The organism is Candidatus Babeliales bacterium, assembly GCA_019749895.1.
Classification (GTDB): domain Bacteria; phylum Babelota; class Babeliae; order Babelales; family RVW-14; genus AaIE-18.
Window position 1 is genome coordinate 40,409 of the sequence record JAIEPG010000008.1, and the last position, 19,669, is coordinate 60,077.

The window sequence follows — 19,669 nt, forward strand, 5'->3', positions numbered from 1 at the left end:
TGCCCCACAAAAGAAATCTGAACAAAAACTAGCAGCAAGAGCCTGAAGACGAACAGCCACCAACTAATTGAAACCGCGGCATACGCATACCATTAATTTCAACATCTTCAAGAAACATTTCGAGTGGACGAACCCACAAAGCGTCTTTCTCAAACCCTTCGCTCTCGTACAGCGCTTGGTACAACACCATTTTTTCAAGCGTTTCTGAATGGTTTACAATACCAAGAACTTGATATTGCTTGCCTTTGTAATGTTGATAAATACCAGGTTTTAGAATCATAAAAGTATCTCCTTCGTTAATAAAAAATTATTTTTTATAATTTTACTAAAAAATAAAGAGTAACCGAATCATTTTTGAAAGCAAAAATATTGTGCTTTTGTTCATTATTGTTATTCTTTCTCTCATTGTATCATAACCACCACGGATAGAAAAAAAGGAGAAAAATGTTTACCGGCAATAACAATCGCCTTCTTGGCTTTGGCTTTGTTTTTTTGTTGTCATTATCAGTACATGCAGCAGGAGATTTTGAAGCAATTGGCAATGATGAAGACGAAATTGAAACCCCAACCTGTAGCCAATTTTTTGACGACCTTGCTGACTACGGAACAGAATGCGTAGAAATTGCACGCGGCATGTGGCAAGACGCGACAACCGTTTCAGCATTAACACCAAGCTCTCCCTGGCTTGCAAAAGAAGTTGCACGCGACATAACAAAAAGAAAAGAACAAAGAATTTTAGAGATTGGTTTTGGACCTGGCAGCGTTACCAAATACATTATTAAAAAAATGCACCCCAAATCAACACTTGATGGCGTTGAAATTATGGAAGATCTTTACAAGTACGCCGAGAGACGTTTTCCTAAAACCGAATACGAAAAGGTAAATCTTGTTTGTGGTGACTTTGTAACGTGGAAACCAACATATGAACAATATGACGTTATCATCACAACCGTACCCTTTACTAAACTACCCTTCGAAGTTGTAAAAGGCATTCTCGAAAAAATACTTAAGCTCCTCAAGCCAAATGGCAAGCTCAGCTGCATTGCACTCATGGGCTCTCGAACATTGGGCTATTGTTCATGGGACAGAGAAAAGAGAAGAACGTATGCTGAAAAAATAAACCTTCTTGATTCTTGGAAACGTGAAAACTTTACTCAAGAAACCCCGGTACGCATTTGGCTTAACCTCACCTCTGCTTACGCATATCATTTAACAAAAAATGCTTAAGCTCGGTTAAAAACTCAGCAGATACACCATACTCTTTTTTTAAACCCTACTTTTTGACACAATAAAAAAAGTAGGGTTCTTTATTTTTAGGGGGAAAAATCGGGGAGAAATCTATGAACAAAATTTATCGCTTGTTCGTTTTTTATTCATTTTTTGCAATCTCGCTTGTGCACGCCAAAGATACCACGTGGACCGTGCTGATACACATGGAAACGGATGCTAGTTTAAGCCAGTGGGCATTGGAAAATTTAAACGCTATGGCACAGGCAGGATCGCAAAAGAAGAAACTCAATATCTTGGTACAACTGCACGCGCAAGGCGATTATTTGTGGCGCTACAAAGTTGATGACAAAAAAATAAAACAAAAAGATCACGTACTCATTCAAGAGCATTGCGGCAACGATATTGTTGAAGGCATGCGCTGGGCAGCCAAAGAATATCCAGCAAAAAACTACGCACTTATTTTATGGAACCATGGTTTTGGCGCCCTAGACACCGACGTTTTTCAAAAACCAGAAACAGGAAAATTTGATTGGCAAGCAGAACCAGACAGCAACATGGCAGCATGCTTTGATAATTTTTGCTTCTTACGCAAGCCATTGCTCACTGAATATCCCGATCATGCCACCTACCACCGCGGTATCATGCTTGATGCTAACAACGAACGCAGCTACATGACCAACGACATTATGGTTGAAACACTGCGCACTATTTCACAAGATGTTTTGGGCAAAAAGCTGGGCCTAGTAGGCGCTGATGCATGCAAGATGGCCATGGCAGAAATTTGTTATCAAATTAAAGATTATGCCGATTATTTTGTTGGCGCACAAAACTGCGAGCTGGTAGACGGCTGGCCGTACCATGCTATTTTTGAACAACTTGGCAAAAACAGTCTTGAACCACAAGAGTTTGCGCAGGTTATTGTGCAAGAATTTGAAAACTACTATCAAACACATGCACAAAAAGGTCTTTATACACAATCAGCAATCGATCTTTCACTCGTAGAAAATGTACGCGATGCAATCAATTCATTTGTTATGAGCGCACAAAACTACGCTTACTATAATCCACAAGCATTCCAAAACTTGGTGTACCGCGCCCGCCAACGCGCCGTCAACATTTGTACCGCACCATTTTACACCGACTTATCTTCTTTTTTTGAAATGCTTGTGCAAGAGCTTACTACTGACCGCACCAGCAACCCAACAAGCAAAGAAAGCCAAGAGCAAGCAGAGCACGAAACAAGCGAAGCAACAGAAACTACTTCAACAGAAACCGAACAAGAAATAAGCCAACAAAACGAAGAAATAACCGTTGAATCTCTTGTTGAATTGGAACAAGCAGCTTTTGATTGCGCACAAGAACTTCATGTAATCATTGATGGAAATTGTTGGCAAGACGAAGAATGCTGCGCTGAAGAAGAAGACCTTGAAAATCTGTTCTATCAACTTGATAGTGAAACCATTGAAATTATTATTCAAGAAATGATTGAAAGCTTTTTCCAACCATGCGACTTTGAAGAAATTAACCTAGCATGGGCCCGCAACAACCTGATTGAACAAGGACGACAGGTAATTGCAGCCATTAACAATGCCGTTATTGCCAACGTCACCGGCAGCAGCATTTCACGCGCTCGCGGTCTTTCAATTTATTTCCCCTACAATCACGTAGAAAGTTCTTATCCCTACACACGCTTTGCACAAGAAAGTTTGTGGTTAAATTTCTTGATTGATATTTTGGGCTGCAGTTATTAATTGATACAAGATCTTTTCAAATAAAAAAGGGCTGCCGATTTGGTAGCCCTTTTTTATTTAGTTCAAAAAAATATTATAGCTGCGAGTCAGTAACCTGATCAAAACCAGGATTTGAAGGATTGGAAACCGGAAGTAGCTTGCTAAGATCGTCAGGGTTGATCACAAAACTTCCTGTCATATCGGTTGGTTCTGTTAATTGGCCTATTCGCAATGCTGCTGCTTCTTCTGATGACAAATGCACCGACGGTATTTTTGGCTGTTCCGTCAAATCTGAAGGGCTCATTAGTAATGGCAATGATGATGATGGAAAATCGAAAGTAGAGGGAAATGGCTGCGCAGCAGAAAATGCTTGCGTCGCTGGAGTAATTGGCCGACCTGCCGGAACAAACGAAAGAGGTCGCAAGCTAGTTGGAAGCGCTGATGGATTGCCGCCTTGAGAATCTTCAACAAGTGACAACGCTCCAACGCCTTGACCCAAATCAGCAATATCAGAAGTATAATCTTGTTCTTTAGCTGCGTACGTTGTCCATGTTTTCAAAACGTTAATACAATCGTCAGTATCAGCAAAGAATTTTTCCCAACCATGACAATTACGACAATGTTGAAAAAATGCTCGTGCAGCATTTGGTGTGAACATATTCATAACTATTTGCTTTTCATCGCTCAAGCAATTATCATATGTTTTTTTGTCAATTGTATCAATAGTGTACCCCCACACACCCCACTGCCACCCAGCACCATATCTTACCGAGCTTACCCACACACACGGAAGAAAGTTCTTAGAATTAAGCGAGAAAAACCATTTTTCAACTTTTTGAACTATTTCTTCAAAGTAAACACTCGTCAAAACGTCTTTGCGCCAAACTGGAGCAAACCACACACGATTAACTTTGTCTTTAAAATAGTAATGATACACCGGAACAATCTTACTAAAAAGATCGCTCCCAAAAAGCTGAACATAAGCCGTTGCATCAAGACAAACACGCACTAAAAACCGCATAACTTTTTCCATAAGAATTGGCGCAAACTTGTTTTGATCAAATCCTGCAACCGGATACGTCATTTGCTGTACGGCATTGCGCGCATCAAAATACAAACACAATGCATCGCCCTGCTGCGCATTTTTACTTACCCAGGCAAGAGCATCTGCTTGAGCCTTTTTTTCTTCTTCATTGGTTGGTTTTATCTCAACAAAAACACGCAGATCTTTATCGAGCGTTTCATAATCACCAAATCCTAGCAAGCCATTCATTATAGATTCATTAAATTCTTTAGACGCAGCACTGAACAACGAAACTGAAGTAAAACAGGCAAAACCAAAGAAAAGTCCAGCAACTTGTTTTGTCATTTTTTTCATGCAAAAACTCCCTCATAAAAAACTATTAAACACAACAACACACAATGTTAAAAATAATTATGATCACTCTGCTTTTCTCCTACTTCAAACAAAGTTCTCCACTCTTTGCATGCAAAAAAACTTTCCCAACTATCAAAAATTTTAAATGTTTTGACTACAGAAGAAGCAGCAGATTGATAAGAAAAGATTGCTACTCTAGCCTCAATCGATCTGTCTTCTGACTTTATTGGCGTAAACCAAAAACCCCAACCAGGCCCCCAAAAAGAACAATGGGTTACCCAAACACACGAGCTATAACCAGCTCGCTCACTTAGAAAATAATCAGTAAGTTTCTTACCAGCAGCGGCACAAATACTTTGGAAACTCGGCCACTTTTTATTATGTGACGCAGCATCAAGAGTTCCTTTAAAATGATGTATCTTTTTGCTAAATGTAGTAAGTGTTTGCAAAGAAATTTTATCGGCATCTGTTTTATAATCATTCATCATATTTTCATACACACGCATATCAACGGCAACGCGCATAAGCGAAAGCAAGAGCAGAACAAAAAAATTATGACTTTCTATCTCACTTGAAAATATTCCTTCATAATCATATTTCATGGCGTTACGAACATACAAATAGGCACACACCGAATCATAGAAAAAATTACTATAAAGCCAGTCCATTGCAGGATTAGCAAGCTCTGGCAATTTAGAATCAAGCATCTTGTACATATATTTGGTAAATTCAGCATAGTCCTGCTTACGCAGCAATTGACCAGCAAAAGCTTTATCAAAAGATTCTGACGTCGCGCTGCTGCCCCACCCAAACCACGAAGATGTTACTGACAATGAAGATGATGATGATGCTGAATAAAGCGAAGAAGAAGTAGCAACAAGAAAAAGAAAAAAAATTATAGTATAGTTCTTCATACGATCTCCCGAAGCATTATTTATAGCAATGAGCACCACGACCCTTGAGCATCTAACTGTTTAGAAATTTTTTCAAGCTCTAAAAAACCGAGATCGTCTGGCACACTAAAAAAAGAAGCCCAGTCACCGCAGCGCCTAAACAAAGTAAAGATATTTGAAAGAATGTTTATACGCAAAGAACATGCAATTTCTTTATCAAAAATATTAAATTTTTCAATCGACCGGTCAACCGCATCAAAATCAATCAAAGGTAAACGGTCTGCAGGATCTGTCAGGCACATGGCAGAAAATTTTTCAATCAGCGACTCTTCACGAACATAACAATAACCAATCCAATTATACGGCTCAAAAAACATTTCAGCACGTTCACTAAACCATTGGTTTGCTCGTTCAAGCGCTGTTCGAAAATTACACAACTGGGCAGTTGTAGCAATTTTTACTAAAGACCTTTTAAAAAATGAATAACAAGAACGAGCATTTTTTTTGCGGGTAGGCAAGAAAGGCCCATAAGCGTAATGAAATAAAACACAATCCAAAGCTATACGAATGAGACAAACCAAAAGTCGAGAAGAAACTAACTCGCATTCATCTTGCTCAAGTCTAATAAAATCTGACTGTTCAATACTTGAGCATACGGAAACGTAGAGTGCTATAACATTACCTTGGTCAGCATGCTTTTCTATAAACTCTTGAGCATCTTTATCGGCATGGCAGCCAGAAAGATGAACCATAAGCTCGCCATAATTTTGGCTCTTAAGCAACTGCTCAGCTTTGAATTCATCAAAAAAAATATCGTCAGAAAAAGATTGGTAGGTTGATGCAGCAGAACACGGCATCTGGCATACAAACAGCGCAAGAAAGAATACAAGAAAGAAGATCATGGTGCATCATCCTATCTTCCTGCAGTTCAAGGTTTACAATTTTTTAAGGCATCAGCAATTCGCTCAGTTGCTTGAACGTAGGATTCTTTGCGACTAAACAATAAAGGTTCACCAAAAACTATGTCAACTGCTCCACGCGAACGTGGCATCATCGTATCATAAGGACAAATAGTTTGCGAACCAATTATGCTCACCGGAATTATTGGCACACCCATTTCTATTGCCAACAGCCCCGCTCCACCCTTGAGCGGCAATAAGTCACCAGTTTCACTAATCATGCCTTCAGGAAACAAAACAACTGATATTTTTTTATCAAGCAAGCGGCCAACCGTGTCTAACCCCTGCTGAATATTTTCACTTTCGTGACGAGGAAACGGAAAGGCATGCATCAAAAACTCACCCGGAATTGCTGCCCACGAAAACGTTCCGTACAACATATCGTTTGCTGCTGCAAAAGCCAAACGCCAACGAATACGCCATGGCAGGGCTGCAATGAGCGCCAACGGATCGATATAGCTTGTGTGATTGGGCATAAAAATTACTGGGCCCTTGAAATTTTTTAAGTGATTTTTGCCATGCACACGCACCTTCATAAATAAGCGTGCAAACAACAAGAAAAAACTTTGAAAAAATATGCGCATGCCTCGCACTAAAAACCATGCAGGCCATTTTTTTAGCGGAGCACTCAGCTTGACCGGTTCTTTTTTTGCAATCATTTCTTCAAGATCGGCAACGCTCGTTTTTGGTGTTATTAACGTCTCGTCAATTGCCGCTGCAAAATTTTGCTCAATGCGCATAATCAGCTCAACGGTGAGTAGTGAATCAAATTGCAACTGACCCAACGTAGTATGCGCATTAATAGTTTCAAGATCTCGCCCACTCATTTGCGCAATGATACGCATGAGTGGAGATTTAAACGTAGCAGACTGATCAACTGTCTGCTTACCAGCTGAGGCAATAAATTTCTTCACTTCTTCTTTTTTTATCTTCCGCGTAGCCGTTCGTGGAAAATCGATATCTTGCCACACCGACCACCCGCCAATTTGTTGGTACGAAGTAAGTTGATTGTTGGCATGCGCAACAATCTGGTCAGGCGGCCCTGCACCATCGTCAAGTAACAAAACTGCATGGATCTGTATCTGCCCCCCCGGTTGCTCAAGCCCAAGAACACAACTATCCTTAACCCCAGGCAGCTCATTTAACTCCCCTTCAATGTCTTCGGGAAAAACGTTTTGCCCGCCGGGGCCAAGGATCATGTATTTTTGTCTACCCTTCAGATACAAAAATCCATCACTATCAAGACTCCCTATATCCCCTGTTCTAAACCAACCCTCGCTTGAGAATGCTGCACGCGTTTTTTCTTCATTGTTATAATATCCTTTAAATATATTGGGACCCTTAACTAAAATTTCTCCATCGTCCGCGATGGAAAGTTGCACCCCCGGCAAAACCTTACCCACTGAGCCAACGCGATGAGCTTTAAGTGAGTTATACGTCAACACGGGAGACGTTTCTGTTAAACCGTAACCTTGTAATATTTTAATTCCTAAAGCTTGCCATTTCTCTTCCAAAAGTGGATCTAAAGCCGCCCCTCCACAAGCAATAATGTCTAGCTTTCCTCCCATTGACTTTAAAATAGGCCGAAACATTAAACGAGAAAGCCACTTGCTTGCAACCGCTTTTGAAATTTTTTGCATAGATTCGAAAAGTTTTTTCTTGCCACGCACCTCAACATCATCTTCAATTTTTGCCATAAAAACTTTTAAAAATTCGGGGACGGTTATTAATTTGGTAATGCGATATTCTTGCAACAACGAACGTATGGCCGTGTGCGAGTGGGCATAGATAATCTGCGCATGCAAATAAAACGGCAAAAAGAATCCGATAGTCTGTTCTAAAATATGACTCAGCGGCAATAAAGAAAGAACTCGCTCCTTGCCATGAAAGGGAAAAATTTTTGCCACCGCAATCATATTTGAATAAATATTATTATGCGTTAGCATAACCCCTTTTGGGTCACCAGTGGTGCCAGATGTGTACAGTATTTGCATGAGATCATCTTCGGTTGCTTGATATTCTTGCATAGCGGCAGGATCTAAAAAACCAACAAGTTCTGGCAAAAGTTCAATATCAAAGGTTTTAATTGGCCCGCAATCTTGACGAAAAAAAGTATATTTAAAAAGTAATTGCGCATCAGTTTGTTGAATAATCTTTTGGACCATTTTGCCCAAACTTTGAATAGTAAGCGGCACGATAACCACGCCACGCAACAAACATCCCCACATCAAACAAATCCAATACGGCGAGTTTGGTGCAACAATAACAACACGATCGCCCGGTTTAATACCAAGTTGCGCCAAAAAAACCGCAACTTTACGCGAAAGCTCATACACTTGTAGAAAGGTAAGCGATACCGTGCGATACCCCATGCGCATTGTCAGTGCTGTCTGATGAGGAAATTTTTGAGCATTATGCTTAAGAATAGAGGTTAAAACCATGAGTGGGCACCAGTTTCGATGTTAAAATCTTTATTAAGCTGAACGCTATCACAGCGACAAACCAAGAGTCAACGATCAAAAAACTAGCTCAAAAATACTGCGTACTACGAACAAAACCCATACGCTAACGTCTGGATCTCTGATCAGAAGTCGTAGTTGTCTTGTTTTAATTTTTTTGTAGCAACTTTTTTACGAAAAAATTTTGCAGGAAAAAAAATAGCTCGCAACAAAGCGAGCACTTGCAAAACATGCATAAAGAAATCCTCCCCTAAAACCCCCGGGCATTCTCCCCAAAATGCACTGAGCGCGTTGCCAGCTAACCTCTACGACTAAAAATTTTTCATCTGGCAACACGCTCAAGCCAATAATTGTGGAGAATACTATTAGCTTATTTGGTCCACAAAAATCTTTCTGCCAATGCTGCTGCAGGAACAGCAAAGGTAAGAACAAAAAGAAGATTCAAGCCATAGGTAGGAACGTGGCCAAGGTCACCAAGAAGGAACCATGCACCAACAACGGTCAACACAGCACCACACAAAATTTTAGGATTCCATGGTCCGCATTTTTCTTTCTTCGAACATTCCATGTGACAACTAAGTTTGCTAATACCCAAAAACAACACAAACCAGCTCCAGAACATGCCTTTAGCAGAAGCCATACCAAGATTGTCTAACATGAACCAAAGACCAAGGGCAGCGAAAAGTGCAAGGCCTAACGTAGGCCAATTACGATGTTCCATGACATACTCTCCTTCTTTTGTACGACATACAAAAAAAACACACACTTATACAACAATGTATCTCTTCATCATATAATTTTTATTTCAATTGATATCATCAGAAAAATGACTTTGTGTTGCTGAAGAAAAATGCTCAGTCCCGTTTTTTGGAACAGCGCGGTCTCGAATTAGTAAACCAATTGGTATTAAAAAAATTACCACATGAGCAAGGCTCATGTCAAACGTTGGTAACCAACCAGCATCGCCAACAACAAACCATGCGCCAACAACACTCAAAATGCTACTAAACCATAGTGGGTAATTAAAAATAGAATCAAAAATAGCAGAATAATAACTCATTTTTTTATACATTAAGCAAGTCAACCCAAAAAAAGCCAACAGCCAACTGCCAGATGTTCCAAAATGTTTTAAAAAAGAAATCGGCATCAAGTACATAACAATATTGCCGAACAAAAACCAACTGCCAACAACCGTTAAAACAAGACCCACCCAAAACATTGCTTGAACTAACTCTTCATGAGACTTGGATCGGCTATAAACCATAATATGAATGCCAGCAAGAATCATAAGCCAAACCCATATGCTTCCCATGGTTGGAAAACCAAATGACCCCAGCATAAACCAGAGACCTAATAAAGAAAAAAATACCAAACTTAACGTAGAATTAAGAAATATTTTGTCTAAACAAACCATCACTCATGCTCTCCTTTTTTGGGCAATTTTAGTAAACCATTTTTGCCCTCAACTTTTCTCAGCATAATGACTCAACTACGAATACGCAATTTTATCTAAACAAAATAATATAGTGCTGATTTTAGCGTTATTTTTTTACACAAAAAGTGCCATGAAGCTAATTATTATTTTTAAAAAAATGTACTAAAATTAGTCAATCTTAATTAAAAATATACCAGAAGAAATCAAAAGTTATGATTATCCATGTTATTGGCCAGCAAAACCTGCGAGCAAATGACCAACAGCATACGCTGCCAAAGAAGCAAAACTACCAATGCCAAGCATCTCCAACCCCGATCTAAACCAATCTTTACCGGTAACTTTTACTTTCATGGCCCCCAAAAAAAATAAAGTAAAACCAGTCAAAGCGCACGCCAAAACAAATGCATACTGCATAACACATGGAAACGCAAAGGCAACCAGATAAACCAATAATGGCACAAAACCAAAAATAATGAAGGAGAAAAATGTATACAAAGCCTTAGCAAAGGGCGATCTATTTACCGTTCCAATCCCTCGTTCAAGCAACGTCATAGCAATAAACGAATCTTTATTACCAGCAAGAAGAGTAACCATAACTTGGGCATCTTGCTCAACAAAGCCTTTTGCTACATATGAATTAATAAGGCATTGTTTCTCTTGGCCCAAATCATTATCAAAAATACTTTCGGCATGTGCTTTTTCTCGCTCTTTATATTCATTTTCTGACCGAGAACTCACATAATCACCAAACGCCATAGAAATGCCATCACCAATCAAATTGGCAAAGCCCAAAATAAGAATCACCCCTGGATTTAATGATGCACCTGAAGCACCAGCAACAACGGCAAATGTTGTTACAATACCATCAAGGCCACCATAAACGATACTTTTAATGTACTTACCATGAAATGATGTTACCACATGCTTAAAAGTACTCATGACTATCCTCTGTTGTTTTTATTTTTTTTTACCGCCCCATTAACGCACCAACTATAAAATGTTTGCAAGAATGCTGCAAGAAAAATTCATTTCTCAATCAAAATAAGAAAAATCTTGTGTTAAGAAAATTATCCATTTTATGGTAGTGACTAACAATTGATAGTACAACACAATTTCGTAACTCATTCACCAATTTTGAGGAGTTTTTATGGTTTTTTTTAGGCAACTAGCCTTCGCTATCCTACTTATGCAGACGTCATCATTACTCGCAACTGCAGCAGAAGAATTCAAAGGAATCACACAAAAAACAAACATGGTAACGGCAAAAACTACTCTAGAATTAACAAAAAATAAAAGCCTACCTTCGCAACGCTTATCAAACAACATACCACGCCGTTCACTTGGACGCACCACGCGGACAGCAAACACAAACTCGCCCGCAATTGCCCGTTATCCTGAACTAAAAACATTAGACATGACTCACGTGACAGAAAATGAAGAAGATATGTTATTTCGCAGCCCACAAGTTTTTGGCTTACATTTTGACGTTAATTCACTTGATGAAGTGAACACCTTTCCACCAGATTGTACCGGCGTTGCAGGGCTTGATCAATTTGTTATTTTTGGCAACAACATTATTAAAAGTTTTAACAAATCAACTGGCCAAGCCGATGGCGGCATTGACACCAACCCAAGCGCATTTTTTGGCGATCTTACGTCAAACCCAATTAGCGGCCCACGTATTCGCTACGACCGCGTAACCGGACGATGGATTTTACTAGCGATAGATTATGACAATTCCTACGACAACAATAAAATTTTACTAGCAGTCAGCAACGAAAGCACCATAACGCCCTACACGTACTGGTATTTTTATTCAATTAACGTTGGCCCAGGAATCTTCTTTGCTTTCCCAACACTTGGCGTTGACGCGCATGCTCTCTACATTGGCGGACATACTTACAGCGGCACTAACAGCGGGATTGCTTTTGTTGTACGCAAGAGTTCTGTGCTGAGCGGAGGCTCAATCGTTTATACACGCTTTAATAACTTAATTGATCTTGAAACCTTTCATGGACCATTCGTACCACAAGGCGTTGACAACTTTGATGCCAACTCAGAATACGGATATTTTATTGGCGTTGATAACGCAAGCTTTGGTATGCTGGCAATGCGCCGTGTTTCAAACCCAGGCGGCACACCAACAATTTCAGGAAATATTCTTATCAGTGTTCCATCAACAACCTACCCTCTTCTGGTACGCCATCTTGGCAATGATAACGGCTATTTTGGCAGACTCGACAGTCTGGACGATCGCTTAACCTGCGCACACATTAGAAATAATAGATTGTGGACAATTCACAATATCGCAACAAACAACGAGGGCGTTAGCTCTTATTCTGTAGACCTAACCCGCACTGCAAGCAGATGGTATGAATTTGATGTTAGTGGCTTTGGCACACCAGAACTTATACAAGCGGGAACTCTTTTTGATGCAACAGCACTCAATGAAACTACCGACAAATCATATTGGACGCCTTCGATCATGACGTCAGGACAAGGACACATGGCAATTGGTTGCAACGTTGCCGGGCGCTACCGCCATGCCGATGCCACCACCGTTGGCCGTCTTGCAACTGATCCCCTGAGCACCACACAAGAACTCCGCCGCATCACTCAAACAGAATTTGCCTACAACCCACCAGCTGACCCAGGTAGTTATTATGGCCGCGCATGGGGAGCTTATTCTTACACATCAGTTGATCCGTGTGACGACATGACCTTGTGGACTATTCAAGAATATTGCAATGACCAAAATTCATGGGGCGTTATTGTACAAAAACTTGGCGCACTCCCTCCAGCACGACCAGTAGAAACATCGCCAGTCAGAATCCCAACGAATCAAGAATCAGTTAGCGTGAGAATTCAAGGCCTTGATCAACGAGGTTCCGGATTTTTTGATTCTGGCGAAGGCTTTGATTGCAGGCTTCAAGTAGAAATTTCTGGCGGTGTTCAAGTGAACAGCGTAGAAGTTATTGATAAAAATACCCTTCTGCTTAACATTTCCACCATCAATGCACCTGTTGGTTCAAAAACAGTTACCGTTACCAACCCTGATGGGCAGTTTACACGCGGACAAAGTATTTTAACTATTTGCCCTGAAGAATAAACGTCAAATCTTTTCATGAAAAAAGAGGTGGAAAATCCACCTCTTTTTTCATACAACCTAGCTACTAAAAAACCATTCAGACCATGACAACGTTCTTACATCAGCAAAAAAATTCTTCCATTCAGAATATATAGCAAAATCTTGAAGCACCATTCCTTGCTTTGCTAAACGCGCAGCTTTAACCGATTCTGCATTATCTTGAAATTTTCTTTGCTCAAGCTCAGTTGGAGACCCGAAAATAATGGTACTCTTAAACTTGCCATAGCAATGCAATATCCAAGCAAGATTTGGAATACGATCATAATCAGTTCGTTGCAAAATCTCTCTCATTCTTTGAAATGCTTGTTGATACGTTATGCTTGTTTTGTCCAAATAACTGCTTAACCAATACCAATACTTCCACTTCAATAACGCATAGACTTTAGGCGCTCCTTCATGTGGTTTTTCAACAGTAACACAACCCAAATAGTCTTCTTGTGTCCGCACCAACGAAAGCAATAAATATACAAACATTTCTAAAAATTCTTCTTGCGAAAGCATGCTCCCTCGATCAAGTCTGCGCACGTAGTGGCGCACCATCATATACATCATAGGCACTTGTTGCCACTCACGTGCGTTCTTTAAAATAAGCTGGACAACTGCTTCTTTTGGATCAGTTTCTGTATAGTAATAAAGATACGGCATCACATTTTCATAGTTTTGGCCCGCAATCCACGCACTAATCAATTGCATAGCCTTGGCATCCCACGGTCCTGGATTTGGATAATAAAAAATTCCTGAAGCCCCATATAAAAAAGAAGGACTTACTACTACAAGGCTCAATGCTAATGCAAAGGCACGCACATGCGTAAACTTCATACCAACTCCTTCTCGTTTTAAAAAAAAGTCCTTCAACTGTCACGTGACAATTGAAGGACCATAATATTCTTATAAATCAGCACCTAGGAAAAATATGAACTTAAATCCGTTATGCTAAAACCTTGGCACAAATCCCACAATCCCATCTGGCAACCGCCATAAACCGTTATCAAGGAACCTGCAGCAAGCACAACCAAAACAGACAACCCTGCTGTTGCTTTGCCAAGCTTTGAAGCTGGAACAAAACGAGAAGCAGTTTTTGCCCAACCAGTTGCTTGTTCTGGCTCTTCTTGCGCCTTTTGCAGTTGCACCGCAGCTGCACGCAATGCCACAGCAATGCTCAACATTTTTTTAAGCATGTTGGCAGTTTGCGCTGGATCAAGACGAGATTCTATACTTTTCTGTACCGCTTCCAGCAAGTTGGTTACTTCTTCTACAACCAATGGTTCAGCTTGATCTTCCGCCATGTGCCCCAATGTTTGCAACTCCCGACGTGCAGCATTTTCTAAGCCATCAGCCAATTGATAAATATCTTTGTTTTCAACAAAAACATTTGCTTCCAAATTACGACTCAAAATAAATGCTCGCGCCAACAACTGACGAATTTCTAGAGCAACCTCTTCCTGATTTTCATCTTCATCACCATCAACATCATCATGACCACCAACCGGCTCTTCGTCATCACTACTAGAACCTTGCACAAGAGTACCTTGCCCAGCTACGTTATCGCGAGAATTGAAATCAGTATCTTGCAGCTCAAGCGATGGTAATGCTTCATGGGTAACGCTGTTACCAGCTGAAAAATCTTGATCTTGATAACTTGAACTAGAAACACTATTGGTATCTTCATGCCAAGCAGGAGAACCAGTAACTCGTTCAGGGCTGCTTTCAGGAGTGCTCAATATCACCACATCAGTTCTTTTTGGCGAAGCTGGCGGCGTCCTTCTTTCAGGGCTTTTACCAAAAATATCAGAATCATTCGCATCAGCAAAAACTTCACCCGTATCAAAACTATTACGTGTTCTTGGCAAGACTACTGGCTCACTTACTGGTTGCACTTCTAGCGGCGTTTCAACCGGAATGCCAACAAAAGCTGGTACTGAGGTTTTTTTTGTACGTTTTTTTGTTGATGGAGCAACATTAGCAACATACTGCAATTCCTTGCCAATCCACGAACGCTCTATTGAACGTTTTTTTGCACCAGCTTTTTGATACCTCTCAAAATCTTCACGCGAAACCATGCCAGTATAAACACGCCCTCGCTCAGTTCTTGTTACTTCAACAAAATTAAAATCAAACTCTTCAGTCTTTTCTTGAGAGGCTGCTGCTTGTACCGAGCAACTCAACAGCATAAAGACAAAAGTAATGCCTAATAATTTTTTCATTCTTATCCTCTTAAAACTACCTTGACTATTTTCACGACAACGCTCACTAGACGTAATGATTACCAATATTCAATAAAATAATCAAGGTTATCATAGTTTAAGATGTTGAAAAAATTGTTTAAATAATATTAAGCAACGAATGAAGAACGCCGGACACACTCACCCCTGGTATCACCATAACCCACCATTCCATATAATTACCAAGCAGCATAACACTTAGCGCTGCCCCAAGACCACCAAGAGACCACATCAAAATGCGCTTGTACATTTGTAAACGCACGTAGTCAACAATAACACCCGGCGCTGCTTGATTCATGGTATCAATATTTTGTTCCATTTTTGTTTTAACAATCATTAAAACCTGAAAAACTTCACCCAAAACTTTGGCAACATCCAGCGCTGTTGAACGACTTGTTCCTTGAATAATGGCAGTAAACTGACGATAATTTTCATCCAACTCACTCAAATGACCCGTCAATTCAGTGTCAGATTCATCAACTTCTTCTTGTAATAATTTTTGTATGTATCCATCAGCATCAGCGTGCCAGGACTGCAAGTCCTTAAATACTACTTGTTCAAAATCTCTACATATGTTATTCAGGCTTTCAATACGCGCTCTAACCCTCGGTGTTTGTTGTTGATTCTTGAGTGCTTCAAGATCGCTGTGCAGTGTTTGCAAAAAATGGTACTGAGCATGCAATGCCGCCACACTTTGTTCGATATTAGTGTGCAAACCTTCTCTACTGCCAGCACTAAAAACGTCAGTCGCTGTCAAGCCAAAGCCCAACAGAACCATCAATTTTATAATCTTCTTCATCATCTTCTCCTTCATACTTTTTTTGAACCAACGCTACAACCTCATCAAAAAAAATTTTGACTTCAAACGTATGCCCAGCAAGCAGGTCCGTTATAACCTTTTGCATAGTTGCCATAACATCAGGCGCAGCCCAACCCATATCGCTGTTAGAACGTTTGCGCTTGGGCGATTCGACAGGAAGAATTTTTTGATTTTCTAAAAGATTTACATGAGCTGTTGCAAAAATTCTAAGCGCACGTTCAAATACTTTTTTTGCTTCAACAAAATTTTGGACAATCAATTTATCACTATTTGTTAAGTAAGAAAAAATAGAAAAAATTGCAGCACAACAAGCATTGCACAAACTCGCTTTTTGCTCAGAAGGAAGCAAAGTATCAGCAATCTCTACAAAAAATACAATCTTATCAAGACTACTCAACCCGTGCGTCATACGATCAACATCAAGATACGTATAGTAAGCATTACTCTTAAGCAAACCAACAACACTCCCGCATTGATCAACTTGTTTCTTAAGTAACTGGTAATCAACCACGGCACCTGAACACTGCGCATAAAAAACAAGGACACAAACAATCCACAAAATCTTCATACCACGTGCTCCAGTCTTACATAAGAACGATTACGCATTGCTTTAAAACAACGAGCAATATCAACACAACCTTCTTCTTCAAGATATCCTTGTACCGCTTGGCAAAGACTCTCTTCTTGTTCATTGTCAATAATATCAACATTCATTGGTTCTTTTGCCTTGCGTTCAATAGCATATTTTTGATGCATCGCATCAAGCAAATCAAGCATATTATTACATATCGCAATTTTTGCTTCAGGAGCAAAACCTCTAAAATGATCAGTTTTGATAATATTTTTGAAATTTTGGTACAATCGATAAAAATGCTCAAGTTTAACGGGTGTATGCTCTTCTTGAAATTCTTCAGCAATCTTACGCCGCTCTGCCAAGAGTTCTTCATGAGAATAACCAAGTACTTCTTGCTGGAATCCTGCTTCTTCTCGAATAATTCCCTCTATTTCTTCAGCAATAATAGCTGATTCTTTTTTTCTGCTGGGCGAACTGGACAAAGAAAGCCTTGATGCAAATCTTTGCAATACCGTTTTTGGACGATCACTAGCGTCTGAGCCGCTTCTGCCACGACTTTCTTTGTTAGAAGATGCAGCAGAAAAACAAAAGTTATAAAAACTCAACATGAGCATGGAACTACAAACCATTTTATGCCAACTTCTCATATGCCCCCCTCAGGCTCAATCAGGCTTAACTAAAAAAATCTCCCTACGTCGAATATGCCCATTTAAAAATTGTCTGGCTTTTCGGGCAATTCTTCAAGGGTTGTTGGCCATTCTTCAAAATACGGGAAAACATTAACCATGGCCTTTCCTAAAAGATCATCAACGATGGTTTGAAGACCTAGCATCTTTTCATAATTGATCAAATCAGTACCTCGACCACCCTGCCTCTCATAGTTCATATGTACTGCTTGAATCAAAGATAACATCTCTATGCATAAGTCAAACTGATGTCGATAAGCATATCCACGCACTTCTTCAGTTTTTGCCAAAGAAGAGAAACAGTTAATCAAGTTATCAATAACTTGTTGATGATTGGCAACAGCTCCTTCTAACCCAACTTGTTCTCGAAGCTCTTCTCGTTCTTGCATTAATTCAGTGAAAATTTGCTCAACAGATTTATCCCTGCGCGGAGATAAACGCGATGCCATACGCCCCATGAGATCACGAAAGCTGCCACTGCCATCAGAACCACCCCTGCGATGAAAAGAACCCCCTTTTTTTTCAGACGACGACGATGATGCAGAAAAACAAATAGTATTCAAACAGGCTACCAATACACAACTAACCACTACTCTGCCCCAAATCTCCATAAGCCCCTCCCCAAAGGTGATTATGATACCAATAATGCTTTCTAAAAACAGCGCCAAACACGTTAGGCGTGTTTTTAGCGTAGCATAGTCAGTTATAAGCAAAAAACAGTTTGTTCTTTTTGGTCTAAATTAAATAGCAGATAGAGAACAAGTCCTTTATGCATCAGCTATTCTGGCAGCCTTTGCTTGTTCTAGAGACTCACGCATGCCCTGAAAAAAAGGCCCAACATCAAGTACCCCTTCCCCAAGCCAGCCATTAAATAAAACTTGAAACGTTTCTTGCGCAAGTGTACCTACAGGCTGTTCAGAAGAAGCCAGAGAATACTTTAAATAGCCAAGATGTTTGAGATAACCTTTGTACGCCTTTTCATAAAGATTCATAATACGTAGGCTCAAGGGTTTTCTTGCCAACTCATCAAGAGAATCGGCAGTAGTCAAGGAAACTAACAAATCGTGGATTTGGGCAAAAACATGGCCATTAATCATAGTCTCTGGCTGTACATACAAATGAGCAAACGAAAACTTAAGCGTAATTTCTTGTTCGAGAGCTCTGAGATCGTCAATAGCTTTTTGTAGTGGGTTGCTGCCTAAACCTCGCGGCGAACCTTTTGGCGAGGATGACGGCGATTTTGGAACAATTATCCCCAATTTTCCCAAGAGCGAATTGCTACGCTTGCGGCCACCTGTTGGCGAATTACTACTACTTGCTGCAGCCCAACAAACATTAGCACTCAGTACTACAACCGCACAAAAACTAAAAGCACACAGCTTTTTTTTCATGGTACCTACCTTTTACGCTAAATAATACTTTCTAGCTCAAGAAGATCTTCTTCATGTCCAGTTTTTTTCATCACTTCTCTTGTACGCTGAACCACCAAGTCTCTCCAACCATCCAACGCCATATCTTTTTTATCTAAAATAACTCGCACATGCTTGGTCATACTTTCCCAAAAAGTTTTTCTCACAAAAAAAAGATTAATTGAACGATTATTACTAACCACTTCAGCAAGGTAACTTTCGTAAATACGAACAAAGTCATCCAGTAAGGTGTTGATACAAAACCACATATCGTCCATACAGATTACATCGTCAACATCAAGCCGAACCAAGCAAAAAAAACTACTAATATCTTTCAATAGCTGTATATAGTCCTGCTCGATGCGAATAGTGCCTTTTTTGCTAGCAAGTTTTAACTCATCACTTAAAATTTTGGTATGAAAATTTTTTAGAAGTTCTAGTGAAATAATGGCAACCTTGGTGTCATCAATAGCGTCAATCATTCTTTTAAGAATAAAACCATTCATTGCAATTGTTTCTTCACGAGCTTGTTGCACCACCGATTGCAAACGCGGACAAGCTGGGGGTGAAATTTTAGATATAGAAGAAGCACCGTGTGAAGAACTTCGAGCCCTGAGTAAACTCTGCCTTGGAGACCTTGGGCTTTTTGCTGCAGCATGCACCTGAAAGCTCCCAACTATCCCGTAAAAAAGGGCAACAAGTATAAGCAAATTTTTCATGTAAAAT

At 40.0% G+C, this 19,669-nt stretch carries 19 protein-coding genes; 3 read left to right on the forward strand and 16 right to left on the reverse strand.

Features of this window, described 5'->3' with window-relative positions; genetic code table 11:
- Positions 1 to 28: 28 nt before the first annotated feature.
- The gene (locus K2W90_05690) at positions 29 to 280 is read right to left on the reverse strand and encodes a DUF1653 domain-containing protein (GenBank protein ID MBY0353828.1); all 252 of its coding nucleotides are present in this window, start codon (positions 278 to 280) and stop codon (positions 29 to 31) included.
- Positions 281 to 444: 164 nt separating this feature from the next.
- Between K2W90_05690 and K2W90_05695 the strand changes: the two genes are divergently transcribed.
- Positions 445 to 1,227, forward strand: coding sequence for a methyltransferase domain-containing protein (locus tag K2W90_05695; protein ID MBY0353829.1), 783 nt, complete (start codon positions 445 to 447; stop codon positions 1,225 to 1,227).
- Between the two features lie 113 nt (positions 1,228 to 1,340).
- Complete coding sequence (locus K2W90_05700; GenBank protein ID MBY0353830.1) at positions 1,341 to 2,981, forward strand: hypothetical protein; 1,641 nt, start codon at positions 1,341 to 1,343, stop codon at positions 2,979 to 2,981.
- A gap of 73 nt (positions 2,982 to 3,054) precedes the next feature.
- Here the strand turns inward: K2W90_05700 and K2W90_05705 are convergent, their stop codons facing one another.
- The 7 genes from K2W90_05705 to K2W90_05735 all read right to left on the reverse strand — a co-directional run bounded on the left by K2W90_05705 (position 3,055) and on the right by K2W90_05735 (position 11,023).
- Positions 3,055 to 4,338, reverse strand: coding sequence for a hypothetical protein (locus tag K2W90_05705; GenBank protein ID MBY0353831.1), 1,284 nt, complete (start codon positions 4,336 to 4,338; stop codon positions 3,055 to 3,057).
- Between the two features lie 47 nt (positions 4,339 to 4,385).
- Positions 4,386 to 5,252, reverse strand: a complete 867-nt coding sequence (locus K2W90_05710; GenBank protein ID MBY0353832.1) for a hypothetical protein — start codon at positions 5,250 to 5,252, stop codon at positions 4,386 to 4,388.
- Between the two features lie 20 nt (positions 5,253 to 5,272).
- Complete coding sequence (locus K2W90_05715) at positions 5,273 to 6,133, reverse strand: hypothetical protein (protein ID MBY0353833.1); 861 nt, start codon at positions 6,131 to 6,133, stop codon at positions 5,273 to 5,275.
- Positions 6,134 to 6,159: 26 nt separating this feature from the next.
- Complete coding sequence (locus K2W90_05720) at positions 6,160 to 8,631, reverse strand: AMP-binding protein (GenBank protein ID MBY0353834.1); 2,472 nt, start codon at positions 8,629 to 8,631, stop codon at positions 6,160 to 6,162.
- 388 nt (positions 8,632 to 9,019) lie between these two features.
- Positions 9,020 to 9,370, reverse strand: coding sequence for a hypothetical protein (locus K2W90_05725; protein MBY0353835.1), 351 nt, complete (start codon positions 9,368 to 9,370; stop codon positions 9,020 to 9,022).
- Between the two features lie 84 nt (positions 9,371 to 9,454).
- Positions 9,455 to 9,988: a hypothetical protein gene (locus tag K2W90_05730; protein ID MBY0353836.1), complete on the reverse strand. Its 534-nt coding sequence runs from the start codon at positions 9,986 to 9,988 to the stop codon at positions 9,455 to 9,457.
- A gap of 321 nt (positions 9,989 to 10,309) precedes the next feature.
- Entirely contained in the window at positions 10,310 to 11,023 is a 714-nt protein-coding gene (locus K2W90_05735; GenBank protein MBY0353837.1) for a VIT1/CCC1 transporter family protein, read from the reverse strand.
- A 208-nt stretch (positions 11,024 to 11,231) separates the two neighbouring features.
- Here K2W90_05735 and K2W90_05740 point away from each other — a divergent pair, with 208 nt between their 5' ends.
- The gene (locus K2W90_05740) at positions 11,232 to 13,193 is read left to right on the forward strand and encodes a hypothetical protein (protein ID MBY0353838.1); all 1,962 of its coding nucleotides are present in this window, start codon (positions 11,232 to 11,234) and stop codon (positions 13,191 to 13,193) included.
- Between the two features lie 57 nt (positions 13,194 to 13,250).
- Here the strand turns inward: K2W90_05740 and K2W90_05745 are convergent, their stop codons facing one another.
- The 8 genes from K2W90_05745 to K2W90_05780 form a co-directional block, all read right to left on the reverse strand.
- Positions 13,251 to 14,051: a hypothetical protein gene (locus tag K2W90_05745; GenBank protein MBY0353839.1), complete on the reverse strand. Its 801-nt coding sequence runs from the start codon at positions 14,049 to 14,051 to the stop codon at positions 13,251 to 13,253.
- Between the two features lie 83 nt (positions 14,052 to 14,134).
- Positions 14,135 to 15,436, reverse strand: a complete 1,302-nt coding sequence (locus tag K2W90_05750) for a hypothetical protein (protein ID MBY0353840.1) — start codon at positions 15,434 to 15,436, stop codon at positions 14,135 to 14,137.
- A 118-nt stretch (positions 15,437 to 15,554) separates the two neighbouring features.
- The gene (locus K2W90_05755; protein ID MBY0353841.1) at positions 15,555 to 16,253 is read right to left on the reverse strand and encodes a hypothetical protein; all 699 of its coding nucleotides are present in this window, start codon (positions 16,251 to 16,253) and stop codon (positions 15,555 to 15,557) included.
- Positions 16,198 to 16,842 (reverse strand): hypothetical protein, encoded by a 645-nt coding sequence (locus K2W90_05760; GenBank protein ID MBY0353842.1) that lies wholly within the window; start codon positions 16,840 to 16,842, stop codon positions 16,198 to 16,200. The genes K2W90_05755 and K2W90_05760 overlap by 56 nt, the downstream gene beginning before the upstream one ends.
- Positions 16,839 to 17,495: a hypothetical protein gene (locus K2W90_05765; GenBank protein ID MBY0353843.1), complete on the reverse strand. Its 657-nt coding sequence runs from the start codon at positions 17,493 to 17,495 to the stop codon at positions 16,839 to 16,841. Before K2W90_05765 ends, K2W90_05760 begins: the two co-directional genes overlap by 4 nt.
- 62 nt (positions 17,496 to 17,557) lie before the next feature.
- Positions 17,558 to 18,145, reverse strand: coding sequence for a hypothetical protein (locus tag K2W90_05770; GenBank protein MBY0353844.1), 588 nt, complete (start codon positions 18,143 to 18,145; stop codon positions 17,558 to 17,560).
- Between the two features lie 156 nt (positions 18,146 to 18,301).
- On the reverse strand, positions 18,302 to 18,925 hold the full coding sequence (locus K2W90_05775; GenBank protein ID MBY0353845.1) for a hypothetical protein: 624 nt from the start codon (positions 18,923 to 18,925) through the stop codon (positions 18,302 to 18,304).
- Positions 18,926 to 18,942: 17 nt separating this feature from the next.
- Positions 18,943 to 19,662, reverse strand: coding sequence for a hypothetical protein (locus K2W90_05780; protein MBY0353846.1), 720 nt, complete (start codon positions 19,660 to 19,662; stop codon positions 18,943 to 18,945).
- Between the last annotated feature and the right edge of the window lie 7 nt (positions 19,663 to 19,669).

Excerpts from the sequence above, each read along its gene's own strand:
- K2W90_05690 (MBY0353828.1), bottom strand. The coding sequence starts at position 280 with ATGATTCTAAAACCTGGTATTTATCAACATTACAAAGGCAAGCAATAT.
- K2W90_05695 (MBY0353829.1), top strand. The coding sequence starts at position 445 with ATGTTTACCGGCAATAACAATCGCCTTCTTGGCTTTGGCTTTGTTTTT.
- K2W90_05700 (MBY0353830.1), top strand. The coding sequence starts at position 1,341 with ATGAACAAAATTTATCGCTTGTTCGTTTTTTATTCATTTTTTGCAATC.
- K2W90_05705 (MBY0353831.1), bottom strand. The coding sequence starts at position 4,338 with ATGAAAAAAATGACAAAACAAGTTGCTGGACTTTTCTTTGGTTTTGCC.
- K2W90_05710 (MBY0353832.1), bottom strand. The coding sequence starts at position 5,252 with ATGAAGAACTATACTATAATTTTTTTTCTTTTTCTTGTTGCTACTTCT.
- K2W90_05715 (MBY0353833.1), bottom strand. The coding sequence starts at position 6,133 with ATGATCTTCTTTCTTGTATTCTTTCTTGCGCTGTTTGTATGCCAGATG.
- K2W90_05720 (MBY0353834.1), bottom strand. The coding sequence starts at position 8,631 with ATGGTTTTAACCTCTATTCTTAAGCATAATGCTCAAAAATTTCCTCAT.
- K2W90_05725 (MBY0353835.1), bottom strand. The coding sequence starts at position 9,370 with ATGGAACATCGTAATTGGCCTACGTTAGGCCTTGCACTTTTCGCTGCC.
- K2W90_05730 (MBY0353836.1), bottom strand. The coding sequence starts at position 9,988 with ATGCTGGGGTCATTTGGTTTTCCAACCATGGGAAGCATATGGGTTTGG.
- K2W90_05735 (MBY0353837.1), bottom strand. The coding sequence starts at position 11,023 with ATGAGTACTTTTAAGCATGTGGTAACATCATTTCATGGTAAGTACATT.
- K2W90_05740 (MBY0353838.1), top strand. The coding sequence starts at position 11,232 with ATGGTTTTTTTTAGGCAACTAGCCTTCGCTATCCTACTTATGCAGACG.
- K2W90_05745 (MBY0353839.1), bottom strand. The coding sequence starts at position 14,051 with ATGAAGTTTACGCATGTGCGTGCCTTTGCATTAGCATTGAGCCTTGTA.
- K2W90_05750 (MBY0353840.1), bottom strand. The coding sequence starts at position 15,436 with ATGAAAAAATTATTAGGCATTACTTTTGTCTTTATGCTGTTGAGTTGC.
- K2W90_05755 (MBY0353841.1), bottom strand. The coding sequence starts at position 16,253 with ATGAAGAAGATTATAAAATTGATGGTTCTGTTGGGCTTTGGCTTGACA.
- K2W90_05760 (MBY0353842.1), bottom strand. The coding sequence starts at position 16,842 with ATGAAGATTTTGTGGATTGTTTGTGTCCTTGTTTTTTATGCGCAGTGT.
- K2W90_05765 (MBY0353843.1), bottom strand. The coding sequence starts at position 17,495 with ATGAGAAGTTGGCATAAAATGGTTTGTAGTTCCATGCTCATGTTGAGT.
- K2W90_05770 (MBY0353844.1), bottom strand. The coding sequence starts at position 18,145 with ATGGAGATTTGGGGCAGAGTAGTGGTTAGTTGTGTATTGGTAGCCTGT.
- K2W90_05775 (MBY0353845.1), bottom strand. The coding sequence starts at position 18,925 with ATGAAAAAAAAGCTGTGTGCTTTTAGTTTTTGTGCGGTTGTAGTACTG.
- K2W90_05780 (MBY0353846.1), bottom strand. The coding sequence starts at position 19,662 with ATGAAAAATTTGCTTATACTTGTTGCCCTTTTTTACGGGATAGTTGGG.